The organism is Caldanaerobius fijiensis DSM 17918 (assembly GCF_900129075.1).
Lineage (GTDB): Bacteria > Bacillota > Thermoanaerobacteria > Thermoanaerobacterales > Caldanaerobiaceae > Caldanaerobius > Caldanaerobius fijiensis.
The window spans coordinates 1-26,306 of sequence record NZ_FQVH01000034.1; the positions used below are offsets into that span (position 1 = coordinate 1).

Annotated in this window: 24 protein-coding genes; 23 read left to right on the forward strand and 1 reads right to left on the reverse strand. The window is 39.4% G+C overall.

From position 1 onward, the window contains the following. On the reverse strand, positions 1 to 371 hold a 371-nt coding region (gene tnpA / locus BUB87_RS11280), incomplete at its 3' end, for an IS200/IS605 family transposase (RefSeq protein ID WP_073344962.1). A gap of 123 nt (positions 372 to 494) precedes the next feature. Between tnpA and BUB87_RS11285 the strand changes: the two genes are divergently transcribed. The 23 genes from BUB87_RS11285 to BUB87_RS11390 all read left to right on the forward strand — a co-directional run. After that, the gene (locus tag BUB87_RS11285; protein WP_073345477.1) at positions 495 to 1,850 is read left to right on the forward strand and encodes an ABC transporter substrate-binding protein; all 1,356 of its coding nucleotides are present in this window, start codon (positions 495 to 497) and stop codon (positions 1,848 to 1,850) included. 63 nt (positions 1,851 to 1,913) lie between these two features. Next, positions 1,914 to 2,849 (forward strand): carbohydrate ABC transporter permease, encoded by a 936-nt coding sequence (locus tag BUB87_RS11290; RefSeq protein ID WP_073345479.1) that lies wholly within the window; start codon positions 1,914 to 1,916, stop codon positions 2,847 to 2,849. A 9-nt stretch (positions 2,850 to 2,858) separates the two neighbouring features. Continuing rightward, positions 2,859 to 3,683 carry a carbohydrate ABC transporter permease gene (locus BUB87_RS11295; protein WP_073345482.1) on the forward strand — a complete coding sequence of 275 codons (825 nt, stop codon included), beginning with the start codon at positions 2,859 to 2,861 and terminating at the stop codon, positions 3,681 to 3,683. Between the two features lie 157 nt (positions 3,684 to 3,840). After that, positions 3,841 to 5,829, forward strand: coding sequence for a beta-galactosidase (locus tag BUB87_RS11300; RefSeq protein WP_073345485.1), 1,989 nt, complete (start codon positions 3,841 to 3,843; stop codon positions 5,827 to 5,829). Positions 5,830 to 5,980: 151 nt separating this feature from the next. Next, the gene (locus BUB87_RS11305) at positions 5,981 to 7,378 is read left to right on the forward strand and encodes an L-fucose/L-arabinose isomerase family protein (protein ID WP_073345487.1); all 1,398 of its coding nucleotides are present in this window, start codon (positions 5,981 to 5,983) and stop codon (positions 7,376 to 7,378) included. A gap of 14 nt (positions 7,379 to 7,392) precedes the next feature. Continuing rightward, on the forward strand, positions 7,393 to 9,063 hold the full coding sequence (locus tag BUB87_RS11310) for a ribulokinase (protein ID WP_073345490.1): 1,671 nt from the start codon (positions 7,393 to 7,395) through the stop codon (positions 9,061 to 9,063). After that, on the forward strand, positions 9,056 to 9,700 hold the full coding sequence (locus BUB87_RS11315; RefSeq protein WP_073345492.1) for an L-ribulose-5-phosphate 4-epimerase: 645 nt from the start codon (positions 9,056 to 9,058) through the stop codon (positions 9,698 to 9,700). Before BUB87_RS11310 ends, BUB87_RS11315 begins: the two co-directional genes overlap by 8 nt. 231 nt (positions 9,701 to 9,931) lie before the next feature. Then, positions 9,932 to 11,056 (forward strand): GntR family transcriptional regulator, encoded by a 1,125-nt coding sequence (locus tag BUB87_RS11320; RefSeq protein ID WP_073345494.1) that lies wholly within the window; start codon positions 9,932 to 9,934, stop codon positions 11,054 to 11,056. Continuing rightward, a complete protein-coding gene (locus BUB87_RS14790) occupies positions 11,044 to 11,295 on the forward strand; it encodes a hypothetical protein (protein WP_234946032.1) in 252 nt (83 codons plus the stop codon). Before BUB87_RS11320 ends, BUB87_RS14790 begins: the two co-directional genes overlap by 13 nt. Continuing rightward, on the forward strand, positions 11,232 to 12,155 hold the full coding sequence (locus BUB87_RS11325) for a sn-glycerol-1-phosphate dehydrogenase (protein WP_234946033.1): 924 nt from the start codon (positions 11,232 to 11,234) through the stop codon (positions 12,153 to 12,155). The genes BUB87_RS14790 and BUB87_RS11325 overlap by 64 nt, the downstream gene beginning before the upstream one ends. 8 nt (positions 12,156 to 12,163) lie before the next feature. Next, positions 12,164 to 12,346: a hypothetical protein gene (locus BUB87_RS14795; protein WP_234946034.1), complete on the forward strand. Its 183-nt coding sequence runs from the start codon at positions 12,164 to 12,166 to the stop codon at positions 12,344 to 12,346. Positions 12,347 to 12,371: 25 nt separating this feature from the next. After that, a complete protein-coding gene (gene fsa, locus BUB87_RS11330) occupies positions 12,372 to 13,022 on the forward strand; it encodes a fructose-6-phosphate aldolase (RefSeq protein WP_073345502.1) in 651 nt (216 codons plus the stop codon). A gap of 37 nt (positions 13,023 to 13,059) precedes the next feature. Next, complete coding sequence (locus BUB87_RS11335) at positions 13,060 to 13,881, forward strand: transketolase (RefSeq protein ID WP_073345505.1); 822 nt, start codon at positions 13,060 to 13,062, stop codon at positions 13,879 to 13,881. Then, complete coding sequence (locus BUB87_RS11340; RefSeq protein ID WP_073345507.1) at positions 13,874 to 14,821, forward strand: transketolase family protein; 948 nt, start codon at positions 13,874 to 13,876, stop codon at positions 14,819 to 14,821. The genes BUB87_RS11335 and BUB87_RS11340 overlap by 8 nt, the downstream gene beginning before the upstream one ends. 450 nt (positions 14,822 to 15,271) lie before the next feature. Beyond that, positions 15,272 to 16,591, forward strand: a complete 1,320-nt coding sequence (locus tag BUB87_RS11350; RefSeq protein ID WP_073345513.1) for an ABC transporter substrate-binding protein — start codon at positions 15,272 to 15,274, stop codon at positions 16,589 to 16,591. A 101-nt stretch (positions 16,592 to 16,692) separates the two neighbouring features. Beyond that, complete coding sequence (locus BUB87_RS11355) at positions 16,693 to 17,574, forward strand: carbohydrate ABC transporter permease (protein WP_200792822.1); 882 nt, start codon at positions 16,693 to 16,695, stop codon at positions 17,572 to 17,574. A 30-nt stretch (positions 17,575 to 17,604) separates the two neighbouring features. Then, the gene (locus BUB87_RS11360; protein WP_200792823.1) at positions 17,605 to 18,474 is read left to right on the forward strand and encodes a carbohydrate ABC transporter permease; all 870 of its coding nucleotides are present in this window, start codon (positions 17,605 to 17,607) and stop codon (positions 18,472 to 18,474) included. 70 nt (positions 18,475 to 18,544) lie between these two features. Then, positions 18,545 to 19,816, forward strand: a complete 1,272-nt coding sequence (locus BUB87_RS11365) for an alpha-L-fucosidase (protein ID WP_073345518.1) — start codon at positions 18,545 to 18,547, stop codon at positions 19,814 to 19,816. Between the two features lie 65 nt (positions 19,817 to 19,881). Then, the gene (locus tag BUB87_RS11370; protein ID WP_073345521.1) at positions 19,882 to 21,711 is read left to right on the forward strand and encodes an L-fucose isomerase; all 1,830 of its coding nucleotides are present in this window, start codon (positions 19,882 to 19,884) and stop codon (positions 21,709 to 21,711) included. A 147-nt stretch (positions 21,712 to 21,858) separates the two neighbouring features. After that, positions 21,859 to 23,394 carry a xylulokinase gene (locus tag BUB87_RS11375; protein ID WP_073345523.1) on the forward strand — a complete coding sequence of 512 codons (1,536 nt, stop codon included), beginning with the start codon at positions 21,859 to 21,861 and terminating at the stop codon, positions 23,392 to 23,394. A gap of 27 nt (positions 23,395 to 23,421) precedes the next feature. Beyond that, positions 23,422 to 24,462, forward strand: a complete 1,041-nt coding sequence (locus BUB87_RS11380; protein WP_073345526.1) for a galactitol-1-phosphate 5-dehydrogenase — start codon at positions 23,422 to 23,424, stop codon at positions 24,460 to 24,462. Positions 24,463 to 24,636: 174 nt separating this feature from the next. Then, a complete protein-coding gene (locus BUB87_RS11385) occupies positions 24,637 to 25,803 on the forward strand; it encodes an iron-containing alcohol dehydrogenase (RefSeq protein ID WP_073345528.1) in 1,167 nt (388 codons plus the stop codon). A 62-nt stretch (positions 25,804 to 25,865) separates the two neighbouring features. After that, positions 25,866 to 26,306, forward strand: a 441-nt coding sequence (locus BUB87_RS11390) for an alpha-L-fucosidase (protein ID WP_200792824.1), incomplete at its 3' end; no start/stop codon positions are given.

Below are 26,306 nucleotides of genomic sequence, written 5' to 3' on the forward strand. Positions count from 1 at the left end.
TACTTACGAATAGTATCGGAAGAAACGTTGCCGGCAGTTGATACAAAATAGCTTCTGGTCCACATGGATGGCATTCGTGCAACCTGCTCAAACTCACGGTGTAGATAGTGGGAAGATACACCTTTGAATCGCGCCACTATATCGTGCGGTGCCAGGTTTGGCGGCGCGTTGACAAACAGGTGTACGTGGTCGGGCATAATCTCCAAAGCCAATATCTCCAATTCAAGTTTCTTAGCCACCTCCTTGATAAGTTCTCTTAATCTGGCTTCTACAGGACCGACCAGTACCTTGCGCCGATAACGAGGGCACCAGATAAAATGATAGTTGATCAGTGATACACTTGTATTTTTGTGTCTATATTTTTCTTCCATAGCTACATTATACCATATTCAAGAAAGATACTTTGACAAAAAATAACCGGGCTTTCATCCCACGAGTGAACCCGTGGGCTTTCCCGCCCGGAACTTTGTAAATTATAAGGGGGTATGAAAATTATGAGGAAAGCTTTTTCTCTATTATTATCTTTAATAATTGCAACATCTGTTTTCGTAGGAGGTTGTTCTAATTCTTCTTCGAGTAAAAGTGCTTCTTCTAATAAACAAAATAATGGAAAAGTAGCTAACAATGCGCAGTTGTCGGGTGAGATAACGGTGTGGGGATGGCCAGCTGCTGATACGGCTTTTAAAGCAATAATGCCTGGATTTAATAAATTATATCCAAATATAAAAGTTAAAGTAATAATGATGAAAACTGATGACGTTCATACTAAGTTACTTAGTTCATTAGCTGCTAAATCTGGTGCGCCTGATGTGTCTATGGTAGAAAATGGACAAATAGGCAAATTTGCTGCAAGTGGTGGTTTGGAAGATTTAAGAGGTAATCCGTACTTAGCGGATAAATTAAAAGACGATTTTGTTTCGTATGCATGGTCTGAGGCAACTACTATGGATGGAAGACAAATAGGAATTCCATGGGATATAGGTCCAGCTAGTTTATTTTATAGAAGGGATATTTTTGAAAAAGCAGGTTTGAAGTCCGATCCAGAATCTGTAACAAATGAGCTGAATACATGGGATAAATTTATAGAAGTAGGTAAAAAAATAAAAGCGGCGACTGGTGGCAAGACTTATATGATGAGTAATGCCGAAAACATGTTCAGTCTTTATTTTACATTAAATCATAATTATTTTGATGATAAATATAATTTACTTTTAGATCCAGTAAAAATGGCTTCTATATTAGATATATCTCAGAAAGCTCGTGAAAATGGAATCGATGCAAAAGTGAACATGTGGACTCCCGAATGGCAAGCTATGTTTAAAAATGGGACATTGGCTACGGAAATGGCGGGTTGCTGGTTTGGAGGTTTTTTAAAAACTTGGATTGCACCAGATCTAAAAGGAAAATGGGGAGTAGCTCCAATACCGGAGAATGCTGCTTACAACTGGGGAGGTTCGTTTTTAGTTATACCTAGTCAGAGTAAAAATAAAGAAGCTGCGTGGGCTTTTATAAAATATGCTTTAGCTACAAAAGAGGGACAAAACGCGATGTTTAAAGCAGTTGATTATTTTCCGGCATATAAACCAGCATGGGATGACCCTATATATCATGAGCAAGATGAGTACTTTGGTGGTGAAAAAACTAGAGAACTCTGGATAAAAATTGCTGGGCAAATTCCTAATATAAGAGTAACTAAGATGGATCCGCAAGTTTCTAGTATATTAACACAAGAAGCGCAAAAAGCAATTGATCAAAAATTGGATTCACAAAAGACAATGGAAGGTGCTATAAAAAAGATTCAACAAGCTATTGCTCAAGATCTTCAAACTTTAAAAGCACAGATGAAATAAATTAAAATTCAGAGCTTCATAACATTTAGATGTTATGAAGCTCTGAATTGAGAGGGTGGTAACGTGATTAATTTATCTGTAGATAGAAAGAAAAAATATGTATATCATGAAAATTTATGGGCGGAAGTAAAGAAAAATAAAATAGCTTACATTTACATTTCACCTTTTTATATATTATACGGTATTTTTGGAGCTTTTCCATTGCTGTTTGCTTTTTATTTGACATTTCATAATTGGGATGGAATAAGTAATATGACTTTTGTAGGCTTGCAGAATTATATGTTTTTATTTAAAGACCCGCTATTTTGGAAGTCATTATACAATACTCTTGTAATCGCTATTGTAGCGCATGTACCAATGCTTTTTTTGGCTTTAGTACTAGCTTATATATTAAATTCTAAGATGATAAAACTTAAGAATTTTTTTAGGACGATCTATTTTACACCAGTGGTTACATCATCCGTTGCAGTTTCTTTGGTGTTTTTAACACTTTATGGTGTACATTATGGTTTAATTAATGTATTTTTACAATATATTGGTTTAAAACCTATTGATTGGTTTGGGGGAAATGGTTTTTGGATTAAACCTGCTATAATAATACTTTTTATTTGGAGATGGCTAGGATGGAACATGGTTATTTATTATGCGGGGTTACAGTCAATACCTGTGGAAATAACTGAAGCAGCCGTTGTAGATGGTGCCAATAGTTTTCAGACGTTTTTTAAAGTAATAATACCACTTATTATGCCTATTATACTATATACTGTAATCATGTCTACCATAGGTGGACTTACGATATTTGATGAACCATTTATGCTTGTTGGGCCAGATGGAGGTACAAATAATTCAGGTTTAACTTTATCAACATATTTATATTCACAGGCATTTAGATTTTCCCATTTTGGTTATGCGGCTACTTTTGGATTTGTTATAAGTGCATTGATTGTGATTTTTTCGTTTATTAATATGAAAATATTTGGTAATGATTATACAAAGTGAGGTGATAGTATGAAACTTCAAAAAACATTACTTTATTTAATACTGTTTTGTGGTGGAATTTTGATGATTTTTCCTTTTTATTGGATGGTGGTTTTGTCGACTCATAGTGCTCAAGAAATATTTAAATTCCCACCTCCGATAATTTTCGGGAATGATTTTATAAAAAACTATAGAATGGTTGTTGAAACAATTCCTTTGTGGCGGAATATGTTAAATAGCTTGTTTGTAGCGACTAGTTCTGTGTTGTTAGTTTTATTATTTTGCTCCTTAGCTGGATATGCTTTTGCAATGTATAATTTTCCGGGGAAAAATTTATTATTTTCGTTAATGCTTGTAACAATGATGGTTCCAGGTCTTATAACTATTGTTCCTTGGTTTATAATGATGACGAAATTTGGTTGGATAAATAATTATTATGGCTTGATAATACCTGGAGCTGCCAATGCATTTGGAATATTTTGGATGAGACAATATATAGCGGGAACTCTACCACATGATCTTTTAGATGCAGCGAAGATTGATGGTTGTCCTGAATGGCAAATATTTTTTAGAATTGCTTTGCCAATTTTAAAACCTGGTTTGGCTGCACTTGGTATATATACATTTATTGGTAGCTGGAATAATTTTATGGGTCCTTTGTTAATTTTAAAAGATCCAAACGTTTTTACTTTACCAGTAGCTTTGAGTGCATTGCAAGGAGACCCAACTAGAGGATATGATTATGGAGTGTTGATGACAGGTACAACTCTTGCAGTTGCACCTATGCTAATTGCGTTTGTATTTTTATCTAAATATATTATTCAAGGCATGACTGCAGGAGCAATTAAACAATGATTATTAACCGTGAGAAATTATATAAGGAATAGTACAAAGCTTTTGCTTTGTTCAAAAATGTATCAAAAACTGTTTTATTTAGTCCTGCTGGTAGGGTAAACATGGCCACTATCGGCAAAATATTTTTCAAACATGAGGAAGGAAGGGTGAAAGAATTATGTTTTATGGTGTAGATTACTATCCTGAGCATTGGCCTGAGGATAGATGGGAAATTGATGCCCATCTTATGGAAGAGGCTGGGATAAATGTGGTTCGCCTCGCAGAGTTTGCCTGGGCGAAACTGGAGCCAGATGAAGGTTTATACGATTTTTCGTGGCTGGACAAAGCTATAAGTATTCTATCAAGGCATGGTATAAAAGTGGTTTTAGGCACGCCTACAGCGGCACCTCCCAAATGGCTTATAGACAAACATCCTGAGATATTGCCTGTGGACGAGGATGGTCATGTAAAAGGATTTGGTTCTAGAAGACACTATTGTTATAACAACCCTGTATATCGACAGTATACGAAAAAGATTGTAACAGCTATGGCCGAACATTATGAAAGCAATCCAGATGTAATATGCTGGCATATTGATAATGAATTTGGCTGCCATGACACTACGGTATGCTATTGCGATAATTGCATGAAAGAGTTCAAAGAATGGTTAAAAGAAAGGTATGGTACCATAGATAAATTAAATGAGTCATGGGGAACGGTGTTTTGGAGCCAAACATATAAGGATTGGGACAGTGTCATAATACCTAGAAGGGCTGTGACATCTCATAATCCATCGTTGCTTTTAGATTACAAGCGTTTTTCATCGGATTCAGTTGTAAAATACCAAAAAGTGCAAATTGATATACTTAGAGAGATTACACCTGACAAAAAAATTACACATAATTTTATGGGCCTTTTTAACCAGATAGATTATTATAAGCTGGCAAAAGACTTGGATTTTATATCATGGGACAATTATCCTATAAACCATTTTAGCGATAGTATTGACCAAATATCTTCTAGTATAGCACTGTCCCACGATGTAATGAGGGGTGTTAAAAAGAAAAACTTCTGGGTCATGGAGCAGCAGAGTGGACCTACAGGATGGGAGGAAATGGGCAGGCAATTAAAACCGAGTGAGATGAGGCTTTGGGTATATCAATCTATAGCCCATGGTGCGGATGCTATAGTTTACTTCAGGTGGAGGGCATGCACCTTTGGCACTGAAGAATATTGGCATGGCATACTTGATCACGATGGGATCCCGAGAAGAAGATACAATGAAGTAAAACAGGTGGGGCATGAATTGCGTAAAATCGGAGCTATGATTGAAGGTTCAGAGGTAAAAGCCGAAGTGGCTATAATCAGGTCTTTTGATAATGAATGGGCCTTTGAAATACAACCTCACAAGAGGGGATTCAGGTATATGGAGCAGATAAAGAAGTATTATAAATATTTTTATAGCAGAAATATACCAGTAGATATAATAAGCCCTGAAGACGATTTGTCAGGTTATAAACTGGTTTTAGCTCCCGGTCTTATAATGGTCAATGAAAAAATTACTGATAACATAAAGAATTATGTGAGAGATGGAGGTACTTTCCTCACGACCTGGAGGGCAGGGGCCAAGAGATGGGATAACAGGATGAACGATCAGTCCCTTTTGGGTCCGTTAAAAGAACTATTAGGCATAGATATAGAGGAATATAGCGTCATACCTGATGATGAAAGTATTGATGTAGTCTTTGGGGATAATAAAGGGACTGCTAATACATGGTATGATGTTATTTCACCTGTTACCGCAAAAGTGTTAGGAGAGTATAAGGCGGACTATATATCAGGAAAGGCTGTTATTACTGTTAATAAATATGGGAGAGGTAATGCGTATTACGTAGGCACGATTCCAAGTGATAATATAATAAAAGTACTTTTAGACAAAGTTACAGGGGAATGCGGTATATCTGTCGCTGGGCTAAAGTCTAATGAAGGAATAGAAGTACTCAGGCGGATAAAAGGTGCTGATGAATTCTATTTTGTTTTGAACTTCAATAGAAAGCCATCTACAATAATTGTGAATAAACAAATGGTGGACATTTTGACAGGAGAGTACCTAAATGGCGAAATAACATTGGAACCTTTTGAAGTCAGGGTATTAAGCAATAGGTAAAGTATTGGTAGAATCAATAATTATATGAAAAAATTGTGGAGGATATATTTTCTCGATTAATATGTACGCGCAACTAACATAATAGTAATAAATATACGAACAACTAATTTAGACACCAATATGTTATTCAGTAAGGAGAGGAGGAATTTTTATGAAGAAAAGTGCAAAACCGCAGATAGGTTTCTTGGGAATAATGCAGGAGTTATACGATGATATGTTGCCTGGAATTACTGAGAGGCAGGAGAAATACGCCAGAGATGTGATAGAAAGACTTAAAGGCGTAGCAGATTTTTACTTTCCTGGTGCAACAAGAAATAGAAATGATATTGAACGCATAGTAAAAGAGTTTAACGAAAAAGGGCTTGATGGCATTATGATAGTAATGCTCACCTATGGGCCCGCTACAAACGTGGTTAATGCATTGAGAAATAATAGACTTCCTATTATGCTGGCGAATATACAGCCGGTTTCAACTGTGACAGAGGACTGGGACATGGGTGATTTGACATACAATCAGGGGGTTCACGGTGCCCAGGATACTTCAAATGCCATCGTCAGATTGGGTATTAAATGTCCTGTTATAACAGAAGATTGGCATTCTGAAGAGTTTAAGGCATTTGTTGAGGATTGGGCAAAAGCTGTACAGACAATTAATGCGCTGAGAAATATGAAAATAGCTCAATTTGGAAGAATGCATGGCATGTACGATATATTAGGCGACGAGGCCGCATTTACGAGGAAAATAGGGCCACAGATAAATCAGGAGTATATAGGTGAGGTTTATAGGTATATGGAAATGGTGACAGAAGAAGAGATTGATGCTATAATTGAAGAAAATAGGAAGAATTTTTACATTGATCCTAAACTCACTGAAGAGCGACACAGGTATGCAGCACGTTTGCAGCTGGGATTTAAAAAATTTCTTATGAACAAAGGCTATGATGGTTTTAGCGCCCATTTCGATGTGTTCAAAGGAGACGGAAGATTTAAACAAATTCCCATGATGGCGGCTTCTAATTTGATGGCAGAGGGATATGGTTATGCCGCAGAAGGAGATGCTATTACGGCTAGCCTGGTGGCAGCAGGGCACATGTTGATAGGTGATGCGCACTTTACTGAGATGTATGCTATGGATTTTAAGAGAGATTCTATTTTGATGAGCCATATGGGAGAAGGTAACTGGAAAATAGCGCGAAAGGATAGGCCAATCAAACTCGTGGATCGCGAGCTGGGTATAGGCAGATTGGATAATCCGCCTACGATAGTGTTTATGGCAGAACCAGGGCCTGCTACGCTGGTATCGTTGGTTTCTTTAGAAGGAGAAAAATATAGATTGGTTGTTTCTAAAGGAGAAATACTGGATACAGAAGAAGCAAAGCATATCGAAATGCCATATTTCCATTTCAAACCGTCTACAGGTGTTAGATCCTGCCTCGACGGCTGGCTGAAAAATGGAGGGACGCACCATCAGTGCCTGAATCTTGGAGATAACGCACGAAGATGGAAGCTACTATGTGAACTGTTAGATATCGAATATGTAGAAGTATAGGGAGGAGATGTTGTATGGCTAAGTATTCTATAGGGGTGGATTATGGTACAGAATCTGCCCGTGCATTATTGCTCAATATTGACACGGCCCAAGAAGTGGCTTCATCAGCCATGGCTTACCCTCATGGGGTCATGGATGAAACTTTACCTGATGGTACGCCTTTAGGCCAGGATTGGGCTTTAGAACATCCTGATGACTACATTGAAGTGCTTAAAGTAATCATTCCAGATGTATTAAAACAAGCGGGTGTAAGCAAAGATGATGTGATAGGTATAGGAATAGACTTTACAGCGTGTACAGTCCTTCCTATAAAAAAAGACGGTACTCCCTTATGTGATTTGCCTGAATTTACTAAAAACCCCCATGCTTATGTGAAACTGTGGAAACACCACGCGGCACAGCCTGAGGCTAACAGGTTAAATCAGATAGCTGCCGAGAGGGGTGAAGACTTCCTGGCAAGGTACGGTGGAAAGATTTCCTCTGAATGGCTGGTCCCAAAAGTATGGCAGGTCTTAAATGAGGCGCCAGAAGTCTATGAAGCCACAGATAAATTTATTGAGGCTACTGACTGGGTAATTATGATGCTCACAGGTAACGAGAGGAGGAATAGCTGTACTGCGGGATATAAAGCTATATGGCACAAGAGGAAAGGTTATCCATCTAAGGAATTTTATAAAGCGCTGGACCCGCGTTTAGAAAATTTGGTAGACGAAAAACTAAGCCGCGACATATATCCCCTCGGTACAAAAGCAGGTGAATTGACACCGCAGATGGCGTCTCTAATAGGATTAAATCCTGGAGTGGCTGTGGCGGTTGGCAATGTGGATGCTCACGTATCAGTACCGGCCATGGGAGTTACATCGCCAGGTAAAATGGTCATGGTAATGGGAACTTCTATATGCCATATGGTTTTAAACGACAAAGAAGTAGAAGTACCGGGGATATGCGGTGTTGTGGAAGATGGAATAATACCCGGCCTATACGGATATGAAGCGGGTCAATCAGCGGTAGGGGATATATTTGCATGGTATATGGAGACGTGCTTACCTAACGAATATAAATTGCAAGCAGAACAGAGGGGCATTAGTGCTTTTGAATATTTGAGAGAAAAAGCTTCCCGATTGAAACCAGGTCAAAGTGGATTGATTGCGCTGGATTGGTGGAATGGCAACAGATCCGTTCTGGTGGACGCAGACCTGACAGGCATGGTACTGGGTATGACTTTGACCACAAAACCTGAGGAAATCTATAGGGCTCTTATTGAGGCTACAGCCTACGGTACGAAGATGATAATAGACGCTTTTAATGATAATGGCGTAGAGGTAAAAGAGCTATACGCTTGTGGAGGCCTGGCAGAAAAGGATCCATTGGTTATGCAGATATACGCTGATGTCACCAATCTAGAGATAAAGATCTCGCAATCAGCCCAGACTCCTGCACTTGGTGCAGCTATGTTTGGCGCAGTAGTAGCTGGAAAAGAAAAAGGAGGATTTGATAGCATATTTGAAGCGGCAAAAGTTATACCTAAACTAAAAGATGCCACGTACAAACCCATACCGGAAAATGTGAAGATATACGAAGAGTTGTTTAAGGAGTATAAAATCCTCCACGATTATTTTGGAAGAGGTCCAAATGACGTCATGAAGAGATTAAAAGCCATAAAGGAGAGGGTTGCCAATGCTTGAGAGCTTGAAAGCACGCGTGTGGAAGATGAACCTCATGTTGCCTAAGAACAACCTTGTGACGATGACCAGTGGCAATGTCAGTGGCAGAGATCCAGAAACGGGATACGTAGTGATAAAGCCCAGCGGGGTATTATATGAGGAAATGACGCCCGAAGATATGGTGGTGGTTGACCTACAGGGAAACGTAATAGAAGGCCGGTTGAAACCGTCGGTAGATACGGCGACACACCTTTATGTGTATAGGCATCGAAGTGACGTCATGGGCATTGTGCATACCCATTCACCTTATGCTACCAGTTTTGCAGCACTGGGAAGGCCTATTCCTGTTTACCTTACAGCCATCGCAGATGAGTTTGGCGGTCCCATACCTGTGGGCCCTTATGCTCAAATAGGTGGCGAACAAATAGGCAAAGTTATAGTGGAATATATAGGCGATAGCCCTGCTATTTTGATGAAAAACCATGGGGTATTTACTGTAGGTAAATCTCCTGAGGCTGCAGTAAAAGCAGCGGTTATGGTTGAAGATGTGGCCAAAACAGTGCACCTGGCATTGCTATTGGGTCAACCTGATGAAATACCGGAAGAAGAGGTAAAAAGGGCCCATGAAAGGTACATGACTAAATACGGTCAGGGTTGAGGAATACCCCTAAGACAAGTGACTTTGTGAAAGACTGACGTTGAGGACATCCACTTAAAGTCACTTGCCGATGCTATTGAATTTTTTCGGAGGTAACCGATTTGTAAATATTGTAAATTGCGAATTGAGGACGAGGTATCTTAACCCTTGTATGGATGAACAGACGTGATATAATGATATAAAGAACGCTTTTAGAGATGTGGACAATTTTTCAAGAGAGGATGTGTAAAGTTGGCAGCAAATGTGCCAAAATACCAGCAACTTAAGGAATACGTTATAGAATATATAATTAAAGAGAATTTAAATGCCCATGATCCGGTTTTTACTGAAAATGAGCTTGTAAATAAATTCAACGTGAGCAGGCACACGGTTAGAAAAGCGCTAGACGAACTGGAAAATGAAGGTTGGATTTATAGAAAGCAGGGAGCGGGGACTTTTTGCGCTGATAGATCGGCAGTGAAGAGCGTCGATTCTAACAATATCGCTGTTATAACCACTTATATAAATGATTACATTTTCCCCAGGATAATAAGAGGCATCGATCAGGTGCTTTCCAAAGAGGGATATACCATACTGCTTTACAATACAAACAACAGGATAGAAAGAGAGATAGACATCTTGGAAAATGTATTGACCAAAAACATCAGAGGCATCATAATCGAGCCGACGAAGAGCGCGCTTCCCCATATAAATTTAAACTACTTTCAGGAGTTCAAACGAAAAGGTATACCCTATATATTTATAAACAGTTATTACGACGAACTAAAACCTTCTTATGTGATACAGGATGATGAAGCAGGTGGCTTTATAGCCACAGAACACCTTATAGAATTGGGCCACAGGAATATTGTGGGCATATTCAAGAGTGATGATAACCAGGGTTTAAACAGATACAAGGGTTATATTAAAGCATTGAGAAAACATGGCGTGAGGATTAAAGAAGATAATATCATATGGTATACCACTGAAGAGATGAAAACAAAACCACCGCAGATGGCGGCGCGGATATTTAAAGAAGAAGATGAAAAGCCCACTGCTATAGTTTGCTATAATGATCAGATTGCCATGTGGGTGATAGAAGCCCTGAGAAATTCTGGATTGAGCATACCTGATGATGTATCTATTGTAGGATTTGATGACTCTGATTACGCTGTATTGTCTGACGTAAAACTTACCAGTGTGATACACCCTAAGGAAGAGATGGGGCGAGAAGCGGCGAGGATTTTGTTTAAATTGATAGATATGGGCAACAAGGCTTTTGAAGAGCCTATAAATATATGTATAAAACCTGAACTGAAAGTGAGGACATCCACCAAAAAAATTGATTTGAAAGAAGTGAAGACATGGGCGAATTGATTCCTATAAAAGAAATTATTATTAAAAATGGCGCTATAAATAGCATATCACATGTGGTGGACAAAGTAGGCGTGACCCACTGTAAGGTGATGGTGGTGTGTGACAATAATACTTATAATGTAGCAGGCAAGTATGTGGCGTCACAATTAGAGAGCGGTGGTTATGATGTTGTTGAATGCGTATTGGAAAGGGAGGCTCGCTTATACCTGACGAGAGAGCCCTCGGTGAAATCCTTATAGAAATGGATAGGAATACAGAATTTCTGATAGCAGTGGGTTCAGGGACATTAAATGATCTTACACGATTTGTAAGCTTTAAAATAGGTAAGCCTTATGGTATTGTGGCTACAGCACCATCGATGGACGGTTATGCTTCATCAGTTTCGCCTTTGATAGTAAAGGGATTTAAACGGACTTATGAAGCGATATATCCCCACTTTATAATCGGTGATACCGATATCCTATCCCAAGCTCCTTACGATATGATCACAGCAGGTTTTGGTGATATCCTGGGCAAGTACACATCTCTGGCAGATTGGTATATAAGCAGCATTGTTGCAGAAGAAGTTTATTCAGAAGAAATAGCTGATCTAGTAAGGGAATCTATAGAGAAATGCGTAAATGTCGCAAAAGACATTGCAAAGAGGGAGAAAAGCGCGATAAAAGAGCTAATGGAAGCATTGGTCATATCAGGCATTGCAATGCTCAAATCGGGAAATTCACGGCCTGCTTCTGGTGCTGAACATCATCTGTCCCATTATGTTGAGATGAAGGAAATATCTTCAGGTAAAGAGTGTCATTTTCACGGCACAAAAGTTGGCATAATGAGTATAATAACTTCAAGTATTTATCATTACGTGTTTTCATTTTCACGGGAAGATATAAAAGAATTTATATCAAGGAGAAATACTCAAAGCCGTGATGAATACGAAAGTAGCATAAAAAAAGCATATGGTCCTATGGCAGAAGAGGTTTTGATGGATTTAAACTATTTTTATCTTGATGAAACAAAAAGAAAACAGAGGCAGGATAAAATAATTGAAAATTGGAATACCTTAAAAAATGTGTGCAAGAAAATGTACCTACTCCAGCGTATATAAAGGATGTATTGAAGAACGTTGGTGCTCCTGTAAGATTTGATGAAATTGGCCTGAATGAAGCTATGCTTTATGATGCTTTGACCAATGCTAAAGAGGTTAGGCGCAGGTATACTATATTAAGACTGGCCGAAGATGTAGGTTTGGGCAATAAAAGGATATACGATAGCATCATGAAATTGCAGGATATTTAATTTTATAAATAGAGGGGTGTGATGTATGAAATTTTTTATTGACACGGCCAACATAGAGGAGATAAAAGAAGCCAACGAGCTGGGCGTCATATCGGGTGTTACCACAAACCCATCGTTGGTAGCAAAAGAAGGCAGAGACTTTATAGAGGTAATAAAGGAAATTGCGGAAATAGTAGATGGGCCCATAAGTGCAGAGGTCATAAGCGAAGATCATGAAGGAATGGTTCAGGAAGCAAGAAAATTAGCCGGTATTCACAAGAACATAGTCATAAAGATACCCATGACAGCAGAAGGATTAAAAGCAGTAAAAATACTTTCAAAAGAAGGGATAAAGACCAACGTCACGCTAATATTCAGTGCCAACCAGGCCTTGCTGGCAGCCCGGGCAGGTGCCACATATGTAAGCCCATTTATAGGCAGGTTAGACGACATAAGCAGTGACGGCATGAAGCTCATAGAAGATATAGCACAGATATTCAAAACTTACGACATAAAAACAGAGATCATAGCCGCCAGCGTAAGGCACCCCGTACACGTGCTCACGGCAGCAAAACTAGGTGCTCATATAGCCACAGTACCCTACAAAGTGATAATGCAGATGATAAAACATCCTCTGACGGACGCGGGGATTGAAAGGTTTAAAGAGGATTGGGCTAAGGCGAACCTGAAAATATGAGAGCCTTCCAGAAACAAGACGCAGAGGAGGTAAGACTATGGACAGCGAAAAACTAGCCCAAATTGCCACAGAGGTAAGAAGGAGCATAATAAAGTCCATAACAGCGGCAAAATCAGGCCACCCGGGAGGCTCACTATCAGCTACAGACATACTGGTCACGCTGTACTTCGACATCATGAGAATCGATCCCAAAAACCCCAGATGGGAAGATAGGGATAGATTTGTATTATCCAAAGGCCATGCAGCGCCGGCATTGTATGCCGTACTGGCAGAAAGGGGCTATTTTCCCAAAGAAGAGCTGATGAAACTCAGGCAGACAGGCTCCATGTTACAGGGTCATCCCGACATGAAAGGCGCCCCCGGAGTAGACATGACCACAGGCTCATTGGGGCAAGGATTATCTGCAGCCAACGGAATGGCACTGGCGGCCAAGCTGGACAAAAAAGACTACAGGGTATACGTGATGCTAGGAGACGGAGAGATACAAGAAGGCATGGTATGGGAAGCAGCCATGACATCAGCCCATTACAAGCTGGACAACCTAACCGCCTTTTTAGACTACAACAAATTACAGATAGACGGCAGCAACGACGAGGTAAAGACCATAGAGCCGGTAGCAGACAAATGGAAAGCCTTCGGATGGAACGTATTAGAGATAAACGGACACGACTACGAAGAGATAAAAAGAGCGGTAGAGAAAGCGAGGAAGGTAAAGGGCAAACCCACGATGATAATAGCCCACACCATAAAAGGCAAAGGAGTAGCATTCATGGAGAACCAGGTAGGATGGCATGGCAATGCGCCCAACGAAGAACAAAAAGAAGAAGCGCTGAAAGAATTGGGGGATAGAGATGAATAAGATAGCGACGAGAGAATCCTACGGAAAAGCACTAGCAGAGATAGGAGAGCACAACATAGACATAGTAGTACTTGATGCCGACCTATCAAAATCTACCAAGACAGCAGACTTTGCGAAAAAATTTCCCGAGAGGTTTTTCAACGTAGGCATATCGGAACAGGACCTCATGGGGACAGCGGCAGGGCTAGCCACATGCGGCAAGATACCCTTTGCTAGTTCCTTTGCCATATTCGCCACAGGAAGGGCGTTTGAGCAGATAAGGAACTCCATAGCCTATCCGAAGTTAAACGTAAAGATAGCAGCAACCCATGCAGGGATAACAGTAGGAGAAGACGGAGCCACTCACCAATCGGTAGAAGACATAGCGATAATGAGAGCAATACCGGGGATGGTAGTGATAAATCCAGCGGATGACGTAGAGGCCAGGGCAGCGGTAAAAGCAGCGGCAGAGTACAAAGGGCCCGTATATATAAGGCTAGGTAGGCTGAGCGTACCCGTAATATATGAAGAAGACAACTACAGATTTGAGATAGGGAAAGGGATAGTGCTAAAAGAAGGGAAAGATGTAACGATAATAGCCACAGGGATAATGGTAGCGGCAGCATTAGAAGCATATGAGATATTAAAAGGCAAAGGGATAGAAGCAAAGGTGATAGACATACACACCATAAAGCCAATAGACGAAGAGCTGATAATCAAAGCGGCACGGGAGACAGGGGCCATAGTGACAGCAGAAGAGCACAGCATAATAGGAGGATTAGGGTCAGCGATATGCGAGGTAGTAAGCGAGAGGGTGCCGGTATCCGTAAGGCGTGTAGGTATAAAGGACCAGTTTGGGCAATCAGGTAAGCCCGATGAATTGCTGAAATTGTATCATCTGACGCCGGATGATATTGTAGAAGAAGCCTTAAAGGCCATAGAGCTTAAAAAGCGCAGATGAATGTCCAGCGTAGCAATGAAAAATAAGGAGAAGCTATAAAAGGATTGAAAAATTCTTTTATAGCTTTTTATTTTTGAATCAAAAAACCACAGAAAAAGATTTAAAACATGATAGCGTTTGATATGGGAACAAAGGCATTTTAAACATATACAGGCGAAAAATGGAGAAAAAATGAGAAAACGTGAGCAATATTCAAAAAAAAAAAAAAAAAAAACAGCGAATATTCGGCGAATTTGGTCAAATTTGGACTTTGAAAATGTTTTTTCTATATATTAAAATAGTATTGAAACGATTCAATTTACAGATATTTGTTTTTGACAGAAAATCTTTAAAGAATGAAACATATCGAAGGAAGGTGCGTATTGATGCTATAAGATAAGTTTATAAGTATTGTTAGCGATTATTTTATAATCTAAAAAATATGAAAAGGAAAAAGGGGGATAATTTTTAATGAGATCAAAAAGAAATAAAAAGATATTATTTATTTTAGTGTTTATTATTTCAATAGCATTGGTGTTTTCTAGCTGTGGTCAATCGAGTAACAAAGTATCCAGTAATTCAGTAAATAAAAATAATAAAAATAAACAAGTTACAATTAGAGTACAGTTTTGGGCTGGGGCTGAAGACAGAGAGTTATGGCAACAAATAGCTCAGAATGTAACTAAAAAATATCCGAATATAAGCGTAAAATTAGAAACTGTTGACTGGAACACTTATTGGCAAAAATTGCCCGCACAGGTTGCTGGTGGTACGGCAGCTGATGTTATAGGTATACACTGGACGAAAGCACACGAATATGCTTTAAGAGGTGCATTACTTCCATTAGATAATTATATAAAGCAGCAGCAGCTTGATGTTGATGATTTTGATCAAAATATGTTTAATGAACTAACCTACAAAGGGAAAGTATATGCGTTACCTTATGATTATGGAGTAATGTTAGTTTTTTATAATAAAGATATGTTTGACAAATATAAAGTGCCATATCCTACCAATGATAATTGGACCTGGAATGATATGTTGGAGATTGCTAAAAAGTTAACTAATCCTACAAACCGTGATTTTGGATTCGCGTTAGATGGTGCATGGTGGAGTAATATGGTATATATTCTATCAAATGGAGCTAATTATCTTGTCAATAATCGTACTCAGGTGTCTTTTAATGATCCTAAAGCCATTGCTGCAATTCAATGGTTTGCAGATCTTATAAATGTTTATCATGTTGCTCCTACTTTATCTGATTTAACTGCGAATTCACTTGGTGATCGATGGTACGCAGGTCATATTGGCATGTATTATGATGGTCCATGGAGCATTATAAACAGTAAGAAAAATGCTAAATTCAATTTTGCTATAGCACCTAAGCCCTTATCGCCAACAACAGGTAAAAGAACAGATTATGTCCAGGGTTCTGGTTTTGGAATATACTCTAAGACAAAATATCCAGAAGAAGCATTTAAAGTAGTTTCGTATTTTACTAGCAAAGAAGCATTAACGTTATTAGCAAAAAATGGTCGAGCATTTCCTGCCAGAAAAAGCGTACAACAAGCATATTATGACGGTGTCAAAGTTGACGGTCTTCAGCATGCGATGGAATTATCTCTGGCTGATAGCATACCTGCGTATATAACTGATAATTGGACAGAAACAGATAATTTTATAACTCAAAATGTCTTACAACCTATATACTTTGGAAAAGCAAAAGCTGCGGATATTATTCCTAAATATGATAAACAAGTAAGAGAATTGTCTTCTAAAGTAGTAAAATAACTTTTATGAAATAAGGCTCAAAGTGAGATGAGAAAAAGTTTATAAACTTTTTCTCATCTATATTAAATTTTTCTTCAATTGAAGTGGAGGTGTGTTAAATCGTGACAGCTCGGCAAAAAAAGGATATGATTGCTGCCTATTTGTTTTTATTGCCTAATATAATTGGTTTTTTTGCTTTTACAGTAGGTCCTGTTATAGCATCGCTCTTGTTAAGCTTTTTTAATTGGCCTGTTCTAAATCCGCCTACGTTTGTGGGATTTAAAAATTATATAGATCTTGTTAAAGATCCTATGTTTAAAAAAGCACTATTTAATACATTAGAGTATGTGGTTGGATATTTACCATTGAATATAATAGTATCTTTATTGTTAGGATTGTGGCTAAGCAAGGATGTAAAAGGGATAGCTTTGTATAGAACTTTGTTTTTTTTGCCAGTATTATCACCAGGAGTAGCTGTAGCTTCTATATGGAGGTGGATATATCAACCTGACTATGGTTTATTTAATGGTTTGTTGAAAAGTATAGGCATAAATGGGCCTAATTGGCTTGGTGATACGAAAGTTGCTATGTTTTCTGTAATATTGATGAGCGTTTGGTGGGGCGTTGGTTACAATACGGTTATTTTTATGGCAGGTATTAAAGCTATTCCTCATACATTATATGAAGCTGCTGAAATAGATGGGGCTAATGGTATTGGTAAATTCTTCAAAATAACCATACCGTTGCTTTCACCTACCTTATTTTTTGGAATAGTAATGACGCTTATAACATCTTTTCAAGTATTTGATCAAATTTATATAATGACAAATGGTGGTCCTATGAATGCAACTACAACACTTGTTATGTATATTTTCCAAAATGGTTTCCAATTCTTTAAAATGGGTTATGCAGCTGCGATGTCGTGGATATTGTTTATGATCATCTTTATATTAACTTTGATTCAGTTAAGATTGCAGAAAAATTGGGTGACATATGATATATGAAAATAAATAATAATGGAAGGAGATGTAAATATGATTAGAACTGTCGATATGACTAAGATGATAAATCACAGAAAAAAGCTTATATTACTTTGGAAAACTGTAAATTACTTTTTTTTGACACTTGTTGGAATAATATTTATGATTCCTTTTTTATGGATGATTGCAACATCACTTAAACCTTCAAAAGACCTCTTTTCCATACCACCAAAATGGTTTGGAAGTTATCTGGCCTGGAGTAATTACAAAATAGCATGGGATTATTTGCCGTTTGGAAGATTTTATATAAATTCTATTTTTGTAGCTGTTACCACGACAATCCTGGTATTAGTAACTTCTTCTTTAGCAGCGTACGCATTTGCAAGAATTCAGTTTCCTGCTCGTGATACATTGTTTGCTATTTATTTAGGTACATTGATGATCCCATTTCAAGTTACAATGATACCTATGTATATACTTATGAAATACCTGGGTTGGTTAAATACTTATTATGCACTTATAGTACCAGGAGCTTTTACTGCATTCGGGACTTTTCTGTTACGACAATTCTTTCTTACGATACCTATGGAGTTAGAAGAAGCTGCCTTCATAGAAGGATGTTCTAGATTGCGATCTTTCTTTTATATTATTATTCCATTAGCTCGCCCAGCAATTGCTAGTTTGGCTGCATTTACTTTTATAGGTAATTGGAATAGCTTTTTATGGCCGTTGGTGGTTACTGATAATGATTATATGAAAACATTGCCTGTAGGTGTTGCTATGTTTATTGAGCAATATGGTGTACGCTGGGAGTTATTGATGGCTGCAGCGACGATTGCTATTGTACCTCCATTGATATTGTTTACATTTGTTCAAAAATATTTTGCAGAAGGTATTACTGTTACTGGTATGGGAGGAAGGTAAGAATTTTTTGGGAGAAATTTTTAGTATTTTTAATTTTTTGTAATTTATATAAGGAAAAAGGAGGATATTTATGAGTACAAATAGAGAGAAACGCACTAAATGGTTTATGGAAGCTCGTTTTGGTATGTTTATACATTGGGGTTTATATGCCATCCCAGCTAGAGGAGAATGGGTACGTAGTCATGAAAAAATGTCAATAGAAGAATACCAGCCGTTTTTTGAAGAATTTAACCCTGTAAACTACGAGCCACACAAATGGGCAAAAGCAGCTAAAGAAGCTGGTATGCAATACGCTGTAATGACCACCAAGCATCATGATGGCTTTTGTTTGTTTGATAGCAAGTTAACGGATTACAAGGCTACAAATACGCCGGCTGGTAGGGATCTGATAAAAGAATATGTGGAGGCATTTCGCAAAGAAGGTTTGCGTGTAGGTTTTTACTATTCCCTGTTAGATTGGCATCACGATGATTATCCTGCCTATGGTGACAGACATCATCCTATGAGAGATAACGAAGCATATAGGTATAAAAAACATGATTTCTCAAAATATGTAGATTATTTACATGGTCAGGTTAGAGAGCTATTAACCAATTACGGTAAAATAGATATTATATGGTTCGATTTTTCTTATGATGACAAGGTAGGAGAAACCTGGAGGGCCACTGAACTGGTCAAAATGGTGCGTTCACTTCAACCTGACATTATTATAGATAATCGCCTGGGTGGGAATATTAAATCAGTTAATCCCGAAATATACGCAGGAGATTTTGCTTCACCAGAGCAGATAATTCCACCTGAAGGAATTTTAGATGAAGCAGGTAATCCTATTCCCTGGGAAGCATGTATTACTATGAACAATCATTGGGGCTACTGCGCTGACGATAAAGATTTTAAAACGCCCAAGCAGCTCATCAGAGCCCTGGTAGAGTGCGTTAGCAAAGGGGGTAATTTGCTTTTAAATGTGGGTCCTGATGCAAAAGGAGAAATACCTGAGGAATCGTTACAGATCCTCTCAGAAATAGGCAAATGGATGAGAAAAAACGGTGACAGTATATATGGTTGTGGGCGAGCCGAGCTGCCAAAGCCCGAATGGGGTAGGTACACGAAAAAAGGAAATAAGCTGTATGTCCACATTTTTGACAGAGGTATAGGTCCTATCAGCTTGAAAGGCCTCAAAGGCAAGATAAAAAAGGCTCGCTTATTATCTGACGGTTCAGAGGTAAATGTAAATGAACCGTGGAATGCTACGGAATATAAAGATTACGCTTTTATAAATTTTGCTGGCTCAAGGCTTCCTGATGATATCGATACAGTGGTGGAACTGGAGTTGAAAAATTAATTTGGTAACAGGAAAATAAAATTATAATCAAAATTGGTAATGTGACACAAAAGGAGGATATTTTTATGGCTAATGTTAAAGACATTAAAGTTGTACCTCTACACAACAGATTAATAGGATCACTTCCCAAAATAGGTATTCGTCCTGTCATCGATGGACGTCGTAACGGCGTAAGGGAATCTCTCGAAGAGCAGACGATGGGTATGGCAAAGGCTGTTGCGGAATTTCTATCATCTAATCTCAAACATCCTAATGGAATGCCAGTTGAATGCGTAATCGCTGATACCACCATAGGCGGTTTTGCGGAAGCCGCTAAAGCAGCTGAAACATTCGCGAGAGAAGGAGTAGGCGTCACGATAACGGTCACTCCGTGCTGGTGTTACGGCTCCGAGACTATTGATATGGATCCCCATATGCCCAAGGCCATATGGGGTTTCAATGGGACTGAGAGACCGGGTGCAGTGTACCTGGCAGCTGCTCTGGCAGCTCACAACCAGAAGGGGCTGCCGGCTTTTGGCATATACGGAAAAGACGTACAGGATGCCACTGACAGGACGATTCCCGACGACGTAAAGGAAAAGCTCCTTAGGTTTGCAAAAGCAGGTCTTGCGGTGGCGACCATGAGGAATAAGTCCTATCTGTCAATAGGGAATGTCTCAATGGGGATTGCGGGATCTATCGTTGATCCCGATTTCTTCGAGGATTATTTGGGGATGAGGGTTGAGTATGTAGATATGTCCGAGCTCGTAAGGAGGATGGAAGAGGGAATTTACGACAAAGAAGAGTTCGAAAAAGCAATGAAATGGGTAAAAGAGAACTGTACTGAAGGAGAAGATCGCAATCCCGATTACCTTAAGGCATCCAGGGAGAGAAAAGATAAAGAGTGGGGAACAGTAGTTAAGATGACGCTCATTATAAGGGATTTGATGGTGGGCAACAGAAGGCTTGCAGATCTAGGATTTGTGGAAGAGTCGGAAGGGCACAATGCCATTGCAGCAGGTTTTCAGGGCCAGAGGCAATGGACAGATCATTTCCCCAATGGGGATTTCTCCGAGACTATACTTAACTCATCCTTTGATTGGAACGGCATCAGAGAACCGTTTATTCTTGCGACAGAAAACGATGCTTTAAATGCTGTGGCAATGCTTTTTGGACATCTTCTGTCAAATAGAGCTCAGGTATTTGCAGATGTCAGGACTTATTGGAGTCCTGAAGCTGTAAAACGAGTGACTGGTAAAGAGCTTACGGGAATGGCTGCCAACGGGGTTATCCATCTGATTAATTCAGGTTCAGCAGCATTGGACGGAACAGGCCAGCAGAGAGATGCCAATGGTAATCCTGTTATGAAGCCATTCTGGGATATTACCCCTGAAGATGTAGAAAGGTGCCTTGATGCAACTACGTGGATGCCAGCCAGTAGAGGGTATTTCAGAGGAGGAGGATTTTCGTCCCAGTTTGTGACAAGAGGTGGGATGCCTGTTACCATGTCCAGGCTTAATATTATAAAGGGTCTTGGACCTGTTTTACAGATCGCTGAAGGTTATACAGTAGAGTTGCCAGAAGATGTGCACCACATACTGGACAACAGGACGGATCCTACATGGCCGACGACGTGGTTTGTGCCACGGCTTACAGGCAAGGGACCATTCAAAGATGTTTACTCAGTGATGAACGGTTGGGGTGCAAACCATGGCTCATTGAGTTATGGTCACATTGGTACGGACTTAATTACACTGGCGTCCATGTTGCGAATACCTGTTGCTATGCATAATGTACCTGAAGAGAAAATATTCAGGCCTAGTGTGTGGGGTGCATTTGGCACGATGGACCTTGAGGGTGCCGATTACAGGGCGTGCCAGAACTTCGGTCCGTTGTATAGCAAAAGCAGAAGATAAATTTTTAGGTTGAGCAAATACTGATTACAGGTATAAATCTGCAATTCACAATGTATTGGTATCAATAATTGTGATTGATTTATAAAATTTTATAATTTATAATGTATTTTATAGAAAATAAAACGATTCAACATGGGAGTTGGTTTTATGGGGGAATATCTTATAGGTATCGATATTGGTACATCTGCCTGTAAAGTTACTGTGTTTAATGTTGGTGGAGAAGTGATCTTTTCTACAGCAAAAACTTATGATATTTATTATCCCCATACAGGGTGGGCAGAACAGGATGCTAGAGAGTGGTGGGCCGCTGTTTGCAGTGCACTAAAGGAAGTGTTCAGCAGCGGAAAAGTGAAAGCCGATGAAATCGCAGGGATAGGAGTTGATGGACAGAGTTGGGCGGCGTTACCGATATCCTCTGAAGGTGAGGTTTTAAGACGCGTGATGATATGGTTTGATCGAAGAGCTCAATCTCAAGCGCAGCAGATTGCAGAAAGAGTCGGTCTGGAAAGGGTCATATCGCTAAGCGGAAATCCCGTTGACCCCGCTTATATAACGCCTAAAATGCTTTGGATAAAGGAAAATGAGCCAGAAATATATAAGAGGACATATAAATTCCTTCAGAGCAATGGGTACATCGTCTATAAACTGACAGGTCAATTTACCCAAGATTTATCCCAGGGATATGGTTTTCACTTTTTTAATGTTAAAAAAGGCTGTTATGACAAAGATATTTGCAGAGAGATGGGGCTTGATATCGACAAGGTTGCGGATATTTATCCATGCCATCAAATAGTCGGCTGTGTAAGTAGATGGGCTTCTGTTGAAACAGGCCTTAAAGAAGGTACACCGGTGGTAGCTGGTGGTCTGGATGCTGCGGCATCTACCTTAGGCGCAGGAGTAATAGAAGAGGGGCAGACCCAGGAACAAGGGGGACAGGCAGGCGGTATGAGTATATGCATGAGTAGGCCTGTTATAGAACCGCGCTTGATACTGGGATACCATGTGGTGCCTGATAGGTGGTTACTTCAAGGCGGGACGGTTGGCGGTGGTGGAGCCTTAAAGTGGTTTAAAGAGCAGCTGGGGTATGAAGATACGGTGGTAGCCCAGAAAAAAGGTATAAGCCCTTATAAAGTCATAGATGATAAGGTCAAAGATGTTCCACCGGGTAGCGATGGGCTGGTGTTTTTACCATACATGTCAGGAGAAAGGTCTCCTATATGGAATTCAAAAGCGCGGGGAGTGTTTTTTGGATTATCTTACGATAAAACGCGTGCTCATATGGCAAGAGCTGTTATGGAAGGATGTGCATTTGCCCTAAAACACAATATCGATGTGGCTGAGGAAGCCAAAGCTGTGGTGGATAAGCTTATAAGCGTAGGAGGAGCTGCTAATAGCGCAGTTTGGACTCAAATAAAAGCAGACATCACTAAAAAAGATATTCTTGTGCCTTATTCAGACGATGCCACAGCGCTGGGAGCTGCTATATTGGCAGGAGTAGGAACAGGTGTATATGGAGATTTTAAAGAAGCAGTAGAAAAAACTGTGCGCCTCAAGAATAGCTATCATCCCAATCCCGAGAATTTTCCTATTTATGAGGGTTTGTATGGTATTTACAGGGAATTATACATAAATCTTGAGAAAACCTATGATAGACTTGCTGATATATTGGCAGATAATTCATAAGTTTAATTATTGGAAAGGGTGTTGAAGATGAAAGCTGCTGTTTTGCACGGTAAAAACGATATAAGATGTGAAGAGATAGATAAACCTTTTGCGGGTGAAGGAGAGGTGATCATAGAGGTTAAGGTTACAGGTATATGTGGTTCAGATCTTCCCAGAGTTCTGGGAAATGGAGCACATTATTATCCGATCGTTTTAGGTCATGAATTTTCGGGCGTTGTATGTGAAGTAGGCCCTGGTGTGACTAATGTATCGCTAGGTGACAGGATAGCAGGAGCTCCGTTGGTACCATGCCATAGGTGTACTGATTGCCAGGAGGGGCATTATTCTCAGTGTACCAATTATACTTTTATTGGATCACGTATACCAGGCAGCTGGGCCGAATACGTAAAAATTCCTGCTATGAACGCTGTGGTATTACCTGAAGAGGTTAGTTTTGAAGAGGGAGCTTTTTTTGAGCCATCAACGGTAGCATTACACGGCCTATTTGTATCAGATTTTAGACCTGGTTTTGACTCTGCGGTTTTAGGTTGTGGGACAATAGGGCAGCTTACCATTCAATGGCTCAGGATCCTTGGAGCAAATCATATATATGCTTTTGATATCGATAATGAAAAACTGAGCCTGGCTCAAAGATTTGGTGCAGATGTATGCATTAATACGGCAAATGGCGATTATGCCGAGATAAAAAAAGTTATTGGCAATGCCTGTATAATGTATGTATTTGAGACTGCAGGAGTGCCATATACCCAAAAACTTTCCCTTGAAATAGCAGCAAATAAGGCAACAGTGTGCTATATAGGGACACCAGTAAAGGATATTACATTGGAACCTGCTTTGTTTGAAAAGATATTGAGAAAGGAGTTGGCACTGAAAGGCTCATGGATGTCCTATTCAGCTCCTTTTCCAGGTAGAGAGTGGACCCTGACAGGAGATGCCTTTAAAAAAGGCCTTTTAAAAATTGAGCCTATGATATACAGACGTTTTCCGCTGGAGTCTATTAGTGAAGCCTTTGAGTTATACCAAACTCCGCTTTCTGTAAAAGGTAAAGTACTTTTGATATCACGCTGATTATTTTTGCGAAAAATGGCGTTTATATGTATTGACACATTTAAATTAATATGTTATTTTAATATTGAAACGATTCAATTATTAAAAAAGGGGGTGAATATCAGCAATTATAAAAAAGTGAATCAGTAAACAATTTGACCAAATGAATTCATGAAAAAGTGAAGGGGGATTTTGATGAAGATAAATATTAATTTTCCTGTACAGATCTATTTTGGGAATGGTGAAATTCACAATATAGGTAAGAGAGCACGTATATTTGGTCAAAATGCTTTTTTAGTGATGGATCCTTTTCTGAAAAACAGTTCTATAGAAAAGCAGATTATGCAAAACCTCAACGATAATGGAGTTGTTATAACACCCTTTTATGACGTGGTACCAAATCCGACTGTAGATCTAATAGACAATGGTGTTGAACAGATAAAAAAAGGCCATTATGACTTGGTGATTGCTATAGGTGGCGGAAGTGCTATAGATACCGGTAAAGCCATTGCTTTATTAGCTTCTAATTATGGTAGTTGCTGGGATTATACAGAGAGATTAGGCGCTAATGTATTACGACCTAAAGAAAAAGGCTTGCCAATGATAGCCGTGCCTACAACAGCTGGTACTGGAAGCGAAGCTACGCCTTATGCAGTTATAAACAATCCGCATATCCATCAAAAATGTACTATTGTAAACCCAGCGGTTTTCCCTACTGTATCTATTGTGGACCCTGAACTTATGATATCTATGCCTCCTGAACTCACGGCTTTGACAGGTGTTGATGCCTTCTCTCATGCTTTCGAATCGTACATCAATGTAAATGCCCATCCTTTTTCAGAAATGATAGCACTAGAATCTATAAAATATTTTGCTAAAAATATAAGACAGGCAGTTAAAAATGGAACGGATATAGAGGCCAGAAATGGGATGGCCTGGGCGTGTACATTAGGAGGTATGGCTATAGCTCATGCGGGAACTACTGTACCTCATGCATTGGGACAGCCATTAAGCGGATTAACCAATGCTCCTCACGGTGGAACTATTGCAGCATGTCTTCCTGAAGTCGTAGAGTGGACATTGCCTGTGGCTGCTGAAAAATTTGCTGTAGTTGCTGAAATACTGGATCCCTCAGTTAAATTGAAATCGATTGAGGAAAAAGCAGAACTGCTTCCCTCTATTTTGGTGGATTTATTTAGAGAAATAGGCGCAGATGTAACATTTAGTGGTTACGGCTTAAAAGAAGATGATATATATTCCTTTGCTGATACCGTCTATACCAGTTTTCAGTTGGACCTCAAAGGACACCCAAAAGTAGCTACAAAAGATGACCTTGTAGCATTGATCCGTAAATGTATGTAAAAGAGATAATGATGGATGGAGATATCCTGAGAAAATGAAAGATAATAGAGGGAGGTTTTTTGATGAAAAAGGAAATGAGAGAAAAGATAGATGAAGTCATTTCAAAAGGGCCTTTTATTGACACATGGCAATCCCTTTTGAATTACAAGATACCACAATGGTACGAAGATGCTAAGTTCGGCATTTTTATACATTGGGGCGTGTACTCTGTTCCTGCATTTGGGAACGAGTGGTATCCGCGCAATATGTATCAGCAGGGTACTCCTGAGTTTGAGCATCATGTTAAAACCTATGGTCCGCAGAGCCAGTTTGGCTATAAGGATTTTATACCCATGTTTAAAGCGGAGAAATTTGATCCTAAGGCATGGGCTGACTTGTTTGAAAAGTCAGGAGCGCGATACGTCGTTCCTGTGGCTGAGCATCACGACGGTTTCCAGATGTATGATAGTGCTCTTTCTAGATGGAATGCCGCCAATATGGGACCCAAGAGGGATATTATAGGA